This is a genomic window from Catenovulum agarivorans DS-2, assembly GCF_000568405.1.
GTDB classification, from domain to species: domain Bacteria; phylum Pseudomonadota; class Gammaproteobacteria; order Enterobacterales; family Alteromonadaceae; genus Catenovulum; species Catenovulum agarivorans_A.
This window is the reverse complement of the sequence record NZ_ARZY01000044.1, coordinates 25,317-37,949: the sequence shown is the minus strand read 5'-3', so window position 1 is coordinate 37,949 and position 12,633 is coordinate 25,317. Positions and strand designations below refer to the sequence as shown.

10 protein-coding genes and 2 tRNA genes are annotated in these 12,633 nt (G+C 41.9%); all 12 read left to right on the top strand.

Annotated features, from left to right (window positions below):
* Positions 1-32 precede the first annotated feature (32 nt).
* The 12 genes from glmM (at position 33) to pnp (ending at position 12,536) form a co-directional block, all read left to right on the top strand.
* On the top strand, positions 33-1,370 hold the full coding sequence (glmM, locus tag DS2_RS17075; RefSeq protein ID WP_035016131.1) for a phosphoglucosamine mutase: 1,338 nt from the start codon (positions 33-35) through the stop codon (positions 1,368-1,370).
* Between the two features lie 87 nt (positions 1,371-1,457).
* Complete coding sequence (gene tpiA, locus DS2_RS17070; RefSeq protein WP_035016130.1) at positions 1,458-2,225, top strand: triose-phosphate isomerase; 768 nt, start codon at positions 1,458-1,460, stop codon at positions 2,223-2,225.
* Entirely contained in the window at positions 2,226-2,564 is a 339-nt protein-coding gene (secG, locus tag DS2_RS17065; RefSeq protein WP_035016128.1) for a preprotein translocase subunit SecG, read from the top strand.
* A 15-nt stretch (positions 2,565-2,579) separates the two neighbouring features.
* A tRNA-Leu gene (locus tag DS2_RS17060) sits at positions 2,580-2,665 on the top strand.
* 76 nt (positions 2,666-2,741) lie between these two features.
* Positions 2,742-2,818 (top strand) — tRNA-Met (locus DS2_RS17055).
* A gap of 82 nt (positions 2,819-2,900) precedes the next feature.
* Positions 2,901-3,356, top strand: coding sequence for a ribosome maturation factor RimP (rimP, locus tag DS2_RS17050; RefSeq protein ID WP_035016134.1), 456 nt, complete (start codon positions 2,901-2,903; stop codon positions 3,354-3,356).
* A 24-nt stretch (positions 3,357-3,380) separates the two neighbouring features.
* On the top strand, positions 3,381-4,889 hold the full coding sequence (gene nusA / locus DS2_RS17045) for a transcription termination factor NusA (RefSeq protein WP_035016127.1): 1,509 nt from the start codon (positions 3,381-3,383) through the stop codon (positions 4,887-4,889).
* A gap of 20 nt (positions 4,890-4,909) precedes the next feature.
* A complete protein-coding gene (infB, locus tag DS2_RS17040) occupies positions 4,910-7,579 on the top strand; it encodes a translation initiation factor IF-2 (protein ID WP_035016126.1) in 2,670 nt (889 codons plus the stop codon).
* Positions 7,580-7,660: 81 nt separating this feature from the next.
* Positions 7,661-8,086 carry a 30S ribosome-binding factor RbfA gene (gene rbfA / locus DS2_RS17035; RefSeq protein WP_035016125.1) on the top strand — a complete coding sequence of 142 codons (426 nt, stop codon included), beginning with the start codon at positions 7,661-7,663 and terminating at the stop codon, positions 8,084-8,086.
* 16 nt (positions 8,087-8,102) lie between these two features.
* Positions 8,103-9,005, top strand: a complete 903-nt coding sequence (truB, locus tag DS2_RS17030) for a tRNA pseudouridine(55) synthase TruB (protein ID WP_035016124.1) — start codon at positions 8,103-8,105, stop codon at positions 9,003-9,005.
* A gap of 920 nt (positions 9,006-9,925) precedes the next feature.
* Positions 9,926-10,195, top strand: coding sequence for a 30S ribosomal protein S15 (rpsO, locus tag DS2_RS17025; protein WP_035016123.1), 270 nt, complete (start codon positions 9,926-9,928; stop codon positions 10,193-10,195).
* A 223-nt stretch (positions 10,196-10,418) separates the two neighbouring features.
* Positions 10,419-12,536 (top strand): polyribonucleotide nucleotidyltransferase, encoded by a 2,118-nt coding sequence (gene pnp / locus DS2_RS17020; protein ID WP_035016121.1) that lies wholly within the window; start codon positions 10,419-10,421, stop codon positions 12,534-12,536.
* Positions 12,537-12,633: the final 97 nt, after the last annotated feature.

Genomic DNA, 12,633 nt, shown 5'->3' with positions numbered 1-12,633 from the left:
GTTGTTGCCGCCACTTTAAAGGAGCAATAACGATGAGTAAACAATATTTTGGAACCGATGGTATTCGTGGTGAAGTAGGTAAAGGGGCGATTACCCCCGAGTTCGTTTTAAAGCTCGGCTGGGCGGTCGGGCGCGTATTGTCTAGCCAAGGTACCCATAAAGTATTAATTGGTAAAGATACTCGAATATCAGGTTATATGCTGGAGTCTGCGTTAGAGTCTGGTTTATCTGCAGCAGGGGTTAATATAGGTTTATTAGGTCCGATGCCAACACCTGCAATTGCTTACCTCAGTCGTACATTTAGAGCTGATGCAGGTATTGTTATTAGTGCATCTCACAATCCGTACCAAGACAATGGTATCAAGTTCTTCTCGCGCAATGGTACCAAGTTAGGTGATGACATTGAACTCGCGATAGAAGCTGAACTCAACAAGCCAATGAGCATAGTGGAGTCTTCTAAATTAGGTAAAGCGAGGCGCATAGATGATGCAGCTGGCCGTTATATCGAATTTTGTAAGAGTCGTTATCCATCGGACATGTCACTAAAAGGATTAAAAATAGTCGTGGATTGCGCGAATGGCGCAACTTACCACATCGCACCGAATGTGCTAAGAGAGCTTGGCGCAGAGGTTATCGAAATTGGTACTTCACCAGATGGGGTGAACATCAACCTTAATTGTGGTGCAACCTCGTTAAAAGCTTTGCAAGAGAAAGTACTAGAAATTCAAGCAGATGTTGGTTTTGCGCTTGACGGCGATGGCGATCGCCTAATGATGGTCGATCACAAAGGTAATGTAATTGATGGCGACCAGCTGGTGTTTATTATTGCTCGAGACGCGTTGCGCCGTGGTGAAATGCATGGCGGTGTAGTTGGCACTGTGATGAGCAACTTAGGCATGGAAATAGGCGTTAAACGTTTAGGCATTCCATTTGCGCGCAGTAAAGTGGGTGATAGATATGTCCTAGAGTTATTGCAACAAAATGGCTGGTATATTGGTGGTGAAAGCTCTGGCCACATTATCAATTTGCATTCTACTTCTACTGGTGATGGTATCATCTCTGGTTTGCAGGTTTTACGAGCGATGCAAACCGCAGAAATGTCTTTGTATGAACTGAGCTTAGGCATGGATAAATATCCACAAACTTTAATTAACGTACGTTTTGCCGATGGCCAAGAACCATTAGAAGCAGACACGGTAAAACAAGCCGTTGCTGATGTGGAAGCAAGCCTAGGTGATACAGGCCGTGTACTCATGCGTAAATCTGGCACCGAGCCAGTTATTCGAGTTATGGTTGAAGGCGAAAATGCAGATGAAGTTGAGCAACATGCTAAATCAATCGCCTCTGCAGTGGAACAAGCGGTTAAATAATCTTCGGTTTTGATTTTTAATTATAATTTTTCTTGTATCCATGTCAGATGATAGTTACAATCTCGGCCGCTTTTATACGGAGTGGTTATGACAAGACGTAAACCAGTTGTTGCAGCTAACTGGAAAATGAATGGTAGCAGGCACTTGGTTGATAGTTTGTTACAGCAAATTAAACAGTCAGGTGTCGACCAGCAGTTGGATGTCGTGCTTAGTCCGCCTGCTACTTTGTATAGTTACGTTGATGACGCAATCAAGCAGCTTGAGTTAAATGTGATTCTGGCCGCGCAAAATATCAACGAACTCGATAGCGGCGCATATACTGGTGAAATATCTGCTCACTTAGCCAAAGAAAGTGGCTGCAAGTGGGTAATATGTGGCCACTCTGAGAGACGTTCTTTGTTTAATGAAAGTTCAAAGGTAACGGCTCAGAAATTTATTAAAGCGCAGAGTTTAGGTATGAAACCTGTACTCTGTGTGGGTGAAACGACCGAAGAGCATGAGCAAGGTAAAACATACTCACGTTTAACCGCGCAAATAGAAACTATTTTGCACTTGGGTGGTATAGATGCAATTAAAGATTGCATTATCGCTTACGAGCCAATTTGGGCTGTAGGTACAGGAAAACCAGCATCACCAAAGTTAGCGCAAGAAGTACACAGGTTTATTCGTGGTATGATATCCGCAATATGCCCTGAAACAGCGCAGAGTATCCGAATTTTATATGGTGGCAGTGTAACCCCTGATAATGTGGATAGTATGTTTAAGCAGCCAGATATAGACGGCGGTTTAATTGGTGGTGCCAGTTTGGTTCCAGAGAAATTTATAAAAATATGTCAAGCGGCTTTGGTGAATTAGATGTTTGAAGTTTTAATATTTGTATACATAGTAGTATCAGTTGCCTTAATTGGATTTATCTTAATTCAGCAAGGTAAAGGCGCTGATATGGGAGCTTCTTTTGGTTCAGGAGGCTCTAGCACAGTATTTGGTTCGTCTGGTGCAGGTAACTTTTTGACTAAGTCTACCTCTGTATTGGCAACAATCTTCTTTGTATTGTGTTTATTGTTAGGTGGCATGTCTGCAAAAAAAGCGGAAACCACTGACGAATTTACCGATTTGCAAGCACCTGCTGCTGAGCAAATGATCAATGAGGAAATTCCAGCTGCTGAAAAAGTAGTTGATGAAATTCCAGAATAAAGCAGATTCGCTTTAGCCGTGGTGGTGGAATTGGTAGACACGCCATCTTGAGGGGGTGGTGAGCTTAGCTCGTGCGGGTTCAAGTCCCGCCCACGGCACCAAATATAAAAAAGTATTACCGGTACAAGCATTAGGTTTGAATTTAACAATTTGAATCACTATAATGCTTGCCATTGACGCGGGGTGGAGCAGCTTGGTAGCTCGTCGGGCTCATAACCCGAAGGTCGTTGGTTCAAATCCAGCCCCCGCAACCAACCGGTTTTATTTATGTTTGAGAAGCCCCGGTCGCAAGTTCGGGGCTTTTTATTTTGTGTTTTGAAAAATCAGAGGTCATTTTTGTCAAAACAAGATATTAAGCTTGAGACATTAGTCTCCCAAGCGGTAGCTGTTACAGGATTTACCTACTGGGGATTAGAATTTTTCCGAGCGGGTAAACACTCTATCTTACGAGTGTATATAGACCATGAAAATGGCATAGGTGTAGATGACTGCGCCGAAGTCAGTCGACAAGTTAGCTCAGTGCTTGATGTTGAAGACCCGATCAGTGGTGAGTACGTGTTAGAAGTATCGTCACCAGGCATGGATAGGGTTTTATTTAAACCAGAGCAGTACTCGCAGTATGTCGGGGCAAAATTAAACGTTAAAACCAAAATGCCAATTGAAGGTCGCCGTAAATTTAGCGGGCAACTAAATAGCATTGAAAATAACTGCATTATTTTGGAAGTCGATAATGCAGAGTATGAGATTCCATTTAAAAATATTGAAAAGGCACAAGTAGTTCCTCAATTTTAGGAACTCTGGTAGCGGGGCTGAATAATGAACAAAGAGATCTTGTTAGTAGCGGAAGCTGTATCAAATGAAAAAGCGGTTCCTCGTGAGAAAATTTTCCAAGCGTTGGAATCTGCTATATCTATGGCCACTAAGAAAAAATACGAAGGCGATATCGACATTCGTGTGAGTATCGACCGTAAAAGTGGTGATTTCGTAACATTTCGTCGCTGGTTAGTTGTTGAAGATACGGGAAATGTTTTAGAAAACCCATTTTCGGAAATTGGCTTAGAAGCAGCGCAGTACGAAAACCCTGAAATTCAGTTAGGCGAATATGTAGAAGAAGAAATAGAGTCTATCGAATTTGACCGAATTACAACACAAACAGCAAAACAAGTTATCGTACAAAAAGTACGCGAAGCTGAACGTGCTCAAATAGTTGAAGAGTACGAAGAAAAAGTTGGTGAACTATTAACTGGTGTTGTTAAAAAGTCTGGTCGTGAAGGCGTAATTTTAGATTTAGGTAACAATGCTGAAGCGATTATTCGTCGTGAAGAATTATTACCACGAGAAACCTTCCGTCCAGGTGACAGAGTTCGTGGTTTGTTATTTGATATTAAGCCTGAAGCACGTGGTCCTCAATTAATGATGAGTCGTACCCGACCAGACATGTTAATTGAGTTATTCCGCATTGAAGTGCCAGAAATAGGCGAAGAAATGTTAGAAATTCGTTCGGCAGCGCGCGACCCAGGTTCGCGAGCTAAAATTGCCGTTAAAACGAACGACAAAAGAATCGACCCAGTAGGGGCTTGTGTAGGTATGCGTGGTTCACGTGTCCAAGCAGTTTCTAGTGAACTTGATGGAGAGCGTATTGATATTGTGTTGTTTGATGACAACCCAGCACAGTACGTGATCAACGCCATGGCACCAGCCGATGTCGCATCTATTATTGTTGATGAAGACAAAGGCACTATGGATATTGCTGTGGAAGCGGACAACCTAGCTCAAGCAATAGGACGCAGTGGGCAAAATGTAAGACTCGCCAGTCAGTTAACTGGTTGGCAACTCAATGTGATGACAGTCGCTGATATGAACGAGAAACATCAGGCAGAGAATGACAAACTTATGTCATTGTTTATTGACAAACTCGACATTGATGAAGACTTTGCCACTGTTTTGGTTGAAGAAGGATTTTCAAGCCTAGAGGAAATTGCATACGTACCAGTGAATGAATTGCTGGAAATTGAAGGATTTGATGAAGACATTGTTGAAGAGCTTCGTAATCGAGCTAAAGCGGCTTTAACAACCATGGCTTTAGCAAATGAAGAAACCTTAGAGAACACCGAGCCAGCGGAAGATTTACTGGCGCTAGAAGGTCTAGACCGCCATACAGCATTTGTTTTAGCCAGCAAAGGCGTTTGTACCTTAGAAGACTTAGCCGAGCAGGGAATCGACGATATTTCTGACGTAGAAGGCTTAGATGAAAAGAGCGCAGGTGAATTAATTATGAAAGCCCGTAACATTTGTTGGTTTGGTGGCGAGAACGAAGCTGAATAATACGGCGGAGGTAGAACTGAATGTCAGAAGTTTCGATAGATAAACTTGCCGCAGATGTAGGTACATCGGTTGATAAGCTAGTACAGCAATTTGCTGAGGCTGGTATTAAAAAAACAGCGGATAGCCAAGTTACCGAGCAAGAAAAACAAACATTATTAACGCATTTAAGTAAATATCATGGGGGAGACGAGCCAGCGTCACAACCTAGTAAAATGACGTTACAGCGTAAAACCAAAAGCACTTTAAGTGTTTCTGGTAACCATGGCAAAGCGAAATCAGTCCAAGTTGAAGTTCGTAAGAAACGCACTTATGTAAAAGCAAGTGCACTTGAAGCTGAGAAAGCAGAAGAACAAGCAAAACGCGAAGCTGAAGAAGCTGCGAAAAGAGCAGCGGAAGAGCAAGCAAAACGCGAAGCTGAAGAAGCTGCGAAAAAAGCAGCAGAAGAGCAAGCAAAACGTGAAGCTGAAGAGCAAGCTAAGCAATCCGCAGAACAAAAGCCTGCTGCTGAAGCTGAAAAAGCGCCTAAAGTTGAGGCGAAAAAAGCGCCTAAGCATGTTGAAACCGAAGAAGAAATAGCGCTTCGTCAGAAAAAAGAAGAAGAAGAGCGTAAAAAAGCTGAAGCTGAAGCTGCGCGCATTGCTGAAGAAGCTAAACGTCTTGCGGAAGAAAACGCGGAGCGTTGGGCTGCTGAAGAGGCTCGCCGTAAAGAAGAAGAGAAAAAAGAAGTTCATAGTCACTCTTCTCGTTATGCTCAAGAAGCTGAACGCGAGCAAGAGCGTCGCGAGGAAAAAGGCTCTCGTCGTCGTAAGAAGAAAACTTCTAAGAAAGACGAAGAAGCGCAAGCAGTTGCAAGCAGCCGTGCACCTAAAGGTAAACGTAAAAAAATTGCAACGCCGAAAAACATGCAACACAGCTTCCAAAAACCAGTTGCTCCAACTCAGCACGAAGTCCGTGTTGGTGAAACCATTACCGTTGCTGACTTAGCAGCTAAAATGGCAGTTAAAGGTACTGAAGTCATCAAAGTAATGATGAAAATGGGTGCTATGGTTACGATTAACCAAGTAATCGACCAAGAAACTGCATTGTTAGTAATCGATGAAATGGGTCATGTTGGTAAAGCGGTTAGCGAGAATGCGTTAGAAGAAGATTTATTAGCAAACCGTGGTGAGCAGACAGAAATTCGTCGTCGCCCACCAGTTGTCACTGTTATGGGTCACGTTGACCATGGTAAAACGTCACTACTTGATTATATTCGTCGTGCTAAAGTTGCCTCTGGCGAAGCTGGTGGCATTACACAGCACATTGGTGCATACCATGTTGAAACAGACCAAGGTATGATTTCATTTTTAGATACACCTGGTCACGCCGCGTTTACTGCAATGCGTGCTCGTGGTGCTAAAGCAACCGATATTGTTGTGCTAGTTGTTGCCGCAGACGATGGTGTTATGCCACAAACAATCGAGGCGGTACAACATGCCAAAGCAGCAGGCGTGCCTTTGGTTGTAGCTGTTAACAAGATAGATAAAGAAGAATCAGATCCAGATAGAGTTAAAAACGAGTTAGCTCAACATGATGTCATCCCAGAAGATTGGGGTGGTGATGTACAATTCTGTCATGTTTCTGCTAAATCAGGTCAAGGTATTGATGAGTTATTAGAATCGATTCTTTTACAATCTGAAATGCTTGATCTAGACGCTGTCCATGAAGGTTTAGCATCTGGTGTCGTTATTGAGTCTAAACTTGATAAAGGCCGTGGCCCAGTTGCCAGTATCTTAGTTCAATCTGGCCGCTTGAAAAAAGGCGATATTATTTTATGTGGTCTGGAGTACGGCCGAATCCGTGCGATGAGAGACGAAAATGGTAAAGACATTGATGAGGCAGGCCCATCTATTCCAGTTGAGATTTTAGGTCTTTCTGGTGTACCTGCAGCAGGTGATGAAGCTACTGCTGTTAAAGATGAGAAAAAAGCTCGTGAAGTATCTTTAAAACGTCAAGGTAAATTCCGTGAAGTTAAGTTAGCTCGCCAGCAAAAAGCTAAGTTAGAGAACATGTTCTCTAATATGACTGAAGGCGACGTTAAAGAACTTAACATCGTACTTAAGTCTGACGTTCAAGGTTCACTCGAAGCAATTTCTGACTCGTTAATTAAACTTTCGACCGATGAAGTTAAAGTTAAGATTATCGGTAGTGGTGTAGGTGGTATCACTGAAACAGATGCAACCTTAGCTGCTGCGTCTCAGGCTATCATTCTTGGTTTCAATGTTCGTGCCGATGCTACCGCACGTCGTACTATTGAAACTGAGTCAGTTGAGCTTCGTTACTACAGCGTAATTTATGACTTAATCGACGAAGTTAAGAAAGCAATGAGCGGTATGTTAGAGCCTGAATTTAAACAGGAAATTATCGGTCTTGCAGAAGTTCGTGATGTATTCCGTTCACCTAAGATTGGTGCAATTGCCGGCTGTATGGTTACAGAAGGTGTTGTAAAACGTAATAATCCAATCCGTGTATTGCGTGAAAACGTAGTTATTTACGAAGGTGAGTTAGAATCACTGCGTCGCTTTAAAGATGACGTTGCAGAAGTTCGTAATGGTACAGAGTGTGGTATCGGTGTTAAGAACTACAACGACGTTAAAGTTGGCGATGTGATTGAAGTATTTGAAATAGTTGAAGTTAAACGTCAGCTATAACCCTTCAATCATTGTAGGTTAAGTATATAAAGGGGCCTAAGGCCCCTTTTTGCGCTCAATATCAATAGAGTTTAAGAGTATATGGCAAGAGAGTTTTCAAGAGCTGATCGAGTTGCTCAACAGGTGCAAAAAGAAGCTGCACAAATTTTACAGCGTGATCTTAAAGACCCAAGAATTGGCATGGTGACTATTTCTGAAGTTGAAGTGTCAAGAGATTTAGCTTACGCCAAGATCTTTATATCTTCACTGTTACAAGATGAAGAAAAAGCTAAAAGCAGTGTTAATCAGTTAAATGAATTAGCACCTTATATCCGTTCTTTGTTGGCTAAACGTTTGCGAATGCGCCACGTGCCGTCAGTTAAGTTTGTATTAGATACAAGTTTGAATGAAGGTATACGCATGTCTGAATTAGTTGATAAAGCTGTTAAATCCGACAAGCAAAAGTCTGAGCAATTTCATTCAGATGAAGAGCAAGCAGCTCAAGACGAGCGCCAAGATAAAGAATAACGGTTAGAGGGTAACTGTGGCAAATAAACGCACATTTGTAAATATCAATGGCATTGTATTATTAGATAAGCCACAAGATATAAGCTCAAACAAAGCGTTGCAAACTGTGCGCTTTTTATATTCAGCTAAAAAAGCAGGGCACACAGGTGCATTAGATCCATTGGCAACTGGTTTATTGCCTATTTGTTTTGGCGAAGCGACTAAGTTTAGTCAGTTTTTATTGGATGCGGATAAAACATATCAAGTAACGGCAAAACTAGGTGAACGTACTACGACGTCTGACTCTGAAGGTGAAGTGGTTGAAACGCGAGATGTGACTTGTGATGAGATGCAAATTCGCCAAATGGTCGAAAATTTTATTGGCGTGCAAGATCAACAACCTTCTATTTATTCGGCACTAAAATATCAAGGTAAACCTTTATATTTTTATGCCCGTCAAGGTATTGATGTTCCAAGACCGATTCGTCAAATTGAAATTTTCTCTATCACTGTAGATGAAATCGCCTTACCTAATGTAAAGATGACTGTGCATTGCTCAAAAGGCACTTATATTCGTACACTGGTTGATGATTTAGGTGAGAAGCTGGGCTGTGGTGCACATGTGATTCAGTTACGTCGTACTCAAGTAACTGGTTTTGATGGTTTACCTATGTTTGATTTACCTACTTTACAAGCTATGAGTGAAGCTGAATTGGCCGACAAATTATTGCCGATGGATGCGGGTATTCAGCATATTCCGGTTATTCAGTTAACCGATGAGTTGGCTGATAGGTTTAGTAATGGTCAACGTATTAAGTGGTTGGAAGGCGACTTAGGCACATATCGTGTTTATCGTGAGTCGACTAATTCTATGTTGGGTGTGGCTGAGCTTGAAGAAAACCGTAATTTGCAGCCGAAAAGATTGGTGAGTCAGAACTAAGTCTCTGAATTCTTGGTTGCTGCTGATTTGGTGGTAACTAAGGTCAAGCTGATAGTGATATTTTTCGCAAAATCGCTGCAAGGCCATCCATGGCCCGCTCTCAAACGGTATCCCTACCGATTGGAAGTTTTGCGAAAAACAATCACCACCACCTTTCCTACCATATAGTTGCTATAAACTCTTTGGTTACTCTTTCTTTTTCAATTTTCCTCAATCAGTAGCTGATTTCCTCTGGCGACAATTCACCAAACTTTCAGTACCGCTACATTTAGCGATGCCCAAGTATGACTGAGCCGACTGGAATGCTGATTTACCAAAACTTCAAACGTCTGGGACGACGTTTGGGAGCGACCATGGACGGTGTACAGCGTTTTTGGGAAATTATGCTTGCAGTTGGCTTTTGAGCTCGGAGGTTAAAGCGCTGCTAGTACAGTGCTATATGCGGAAATCACTAGAGCATAACTATCGCAAAAACGCTGTAAATACTTCCATGTACGCTTCGCTTTTTCATCCCTGAAAAAGAGATTTTGCTCTAAGTTAATGCTCTAGCACTTTCCTGATTTTTATATTGTTGCTCATTGATACATCGTATTCTAGCAGCAATAAATGTGCTCGATAAAAGCGTACTCGAATGCTGGTTTTCTAAAACTTCATAAGATAGGGATATCTTATGTGAGCGGCCAGGGACTGGCGAACAGCGCTTTTAGAAAATCATGCATCGAGTGGGCTTGTGAGCTCGGGGGTTAAAGCGCTGCCTGTTGAGTGCATTATTCGGAAATTATGCTTACAGTGGGCTCAGTTCACTAAACCTACTAGCGATTTTTTGAGTTGATCTTTTACTCAATTCGCGTAGAATCCGCGGTTCATTTTATTAGGTTCGCTGGCTTAGTGATCGGCGCACCCGAATTTTGGAGATGATTATGTCACTAACTCTTGAAGAAAAAGCAAAAGTTGTTGCTGAATATGCAACAAAAGAAGGCGACACTGGTTCACCTGAAGTACAAGTTGCTTTATTAACGCACAGAATTAACAAATTACAAGGTCACTTCTCTGACCACAAAAAAGATCACCACTCTCGTCGTGGTTTGATCCGTATGGTTAACTCTCGTCGTAGCTTATTAGATTATTTGAAGCGTAAAGATGTAGAGCGTTACACTTCATTAATCAAGCGTCTAGGTTTACGTCGTTAATCCTAGATGAATTTATTGTGAAAAAGGGCCTAAAAAGGCCCTTTTTTTTTCGGTTTTGTTTATAAATATAGAGTTAAATCATTATAAATTGAACTTGGCTTATACGGCTGTGGTACTCGCAATTTATATCGATTTAGCTCTACTTATTTGCAAAATAGTTACGTATAATTAGTCGCGAAAATAAGCGATTAAAGATTAAAGTAAGAACAAAGGAAACATTATTGTGACTCCAATTACAACTTCATTCCAGTTTGGCCAACACCAGGTCACTTTGGAAACAGGTGTTGTTGCAAGACAAGCATCAGCCGCTGTTATGGTGAGTATGGACGATACTTCAGTATTGGTAAGTGTCGTAGCAAAAAAAGATGACGAAGTAAGAGATTTTTTCCCATTAACGGTTAACTATTTAGAGAAAACTTACGCTGCGGGTAAAATTCCTGGTGGCTTCTTTAAACGTGAAGGTAAGCCGTCTGAAGGTGAAACGTTAACGGCTCGATTAATTGACCGTCCTATCCGCCCATTATTCCCGAAAGAATACACCAACGAAGTTCAAGTTGTTGCAACTGTAATGTCGGTAAACCCTGAGATTGCACCTGATATCGTTGCTATGATTGGTGTTTCTGCGGCGTTATCAATTGCTGGTATTCCTTTCCAAGGTCCAATTGGTGCAGCGCGTGTTGGTTACAAAGATGGTCAATACATGCTGAACCCTCTGAGCAGTGAAATGGCTGATTCAGAATTAGATTTAGTGGTTGCTGGTACTGAGAATGCAGTCCTTATGGTTGAGTCTGAAGCTTCAATTTTAAGTGAAGACACCATGTTAGGTGCTGTCATGTATGGCCATGAGCAAATGCAAACGGTTATTCAAAACATCAACCAGTTTGTTGAAGCTGTAAACCCAGCTCCTTCAACTTGGGTCGCACCTGCGATCGATAGTGCTTTATATGAAAAAGTAGAAGCGTTATCAAAAGATGGTTTCACTCAAGCATACCAAATCGCAGATAAAGTAGAGCGTAAAGATGCTGCGACTGCAGTAAAAGAGTCTGCTTTAGCCAAAATTGTTGAAGAAGACGAAGAAGTTGACCAAAAATTAGTTGGTGAATTCTTAGGCTCTGTTGAAAAGAAAGTGGTACGTAGCCGCATTATTGCTGGCGAGCCTCGCATTGATGGTCGTGATCCAACTATGGTTCGTGCACTTGACGTTCGTACTGGTATTTTACCTCGTACTCATGGTTCTTCACTATTTACCCGTGGTGAAACTCAAGCAATCGTTGTTGCAACTCTAGGTACAGAAAAAGATGCGCAAAGATTCGATGACTTAACAGGCGACAAGACTGACAACTTCTTATTCCACTATAATTTCCCTCCATACTGTGTTGGTGAAACGGGTATGGTTGGTGCACCTAAGCGTCGTGAAATTGGTCATGGCCGTTTGGCTAAGCGTGGTGTAGCTGCTGTTATGCCATCTTTGGAAGAATTCCCGTACACAGTACGTATCGTTTCTGAAATCACAGAATCAAACGGTTCAAGCTCTATGGCTTCTGTTTGTGGTTCTTCTCTTGCGTTAATGGACGCGGGTGTACCAATTAAAGCTTCTGTTGCGGGTATCGCAATGGGCTTAGTAAAAGAAGGCGATAACTTTGTTGTTCTGTCTGACATTTTAGGTGACGAAGACCACTTAGGTGATATGGACTTTAAAGTAGCGGGTACGACCGAAGGTATCACTGCGCTACAGATGGACATTAAAATTGAAGGTATCACTCAAGAGATCATGCAAATTGCATTGAACCAAGCGAAAGCGGCTCGTTTACACATTTTAGGTGTAATGGACCAAGCTATCGGCGGCCACAGAACTGAAGTTTCTGAATTTGCTCCTCGTATTTACACTATCAAAATCAGCCCTGATAAAATCCGTGATGTTATCGGTAAAGGCGGTGCAACTATCCGTCAATTAACCGAAGAAACGGGTACAACTATCGAGATTGAAGATGATGGTACAGTAAAAATTGCTGCAACTGGTAAAGATAAAGCAGATGCTGCAATTGACCGTATCAAGTCTTTAACTGCTGAAGTTGAAGTTGGTACGATTTACGACGGTAAAGTTACTCGCATCGTAGATTTCGGTGCATTTGTTGAAATTTTACCAGGCAAAGAAGGCCTAGTGCACATTTCTCAAATTGCTGAAGAGCGAGTTAACAACGTTTCTGATTACTTATCTCAAGGTCAAGTGACTAAAGTTAAAGTATTAGAAATCGACCGCCAAGGTCGTGTGCGTTTAAGCATGAAAGCTTGTGCTGAGCCTAAGCCTGCGGCACCAGAAGCAAGCGATAGCGCTGGGTAATTTAGCCGTTAGCTACTAAATTTAAAAAAGCGAGTTGATGCAAATTGACTCGCTTTTTTTCTGCCTAAAATTTCTTCATGTATCTTTATCTATCTTA

Bases quoted from the DNA above. Each gene is read 5' to 3' on its own strand.
- infB (WP_035016126.1), top strand. From the start codon at position 4,910: ATGTCAGAAGTTTCGATAGATAAACTTGCCGCAGATGTAGGTACATCG.
- rbfA (WP_035016125.1), top strand. From the start codon at position 7,661: ATGGCAAGAGAGTTTTCAAGAGCTGATCGAGTTGCTCAACAGGTGCAA.
- glmM (WP_035016131.1), top strand. From the start codon at position 33: ATGAGTAAACAATATTTTGGAACCGATGGTATTCGTGGTGAAGTAGGT.
- secG (WP_035016128.1), top strand. From the start codon at position 2,226: ATGTTTGAAGTTTTAATATTTGTATACATAGTAGTATCAGTTGCCTTA.
- tpiA (WP_035016130.1), top strand. From the start codon at position 1,458: ATGACAAGACGTAAACCAGTTGTTGCAGCTAACTGGAAAATGAATGGT.
- rpsO (WP_035016123.1), top strand. From the start codon at position 9,926: ATGTCACTAACTCTTGAAGAAAAAGCAAAAGTTGTTGCTGAATATGCA.
- nusA (WP_035016127.1), top strand. From the start codon at position 3,381: ATGAACAAAGAGATCTTGTTAGTAGCGGAAGCTGTATCAAATGAAAAA.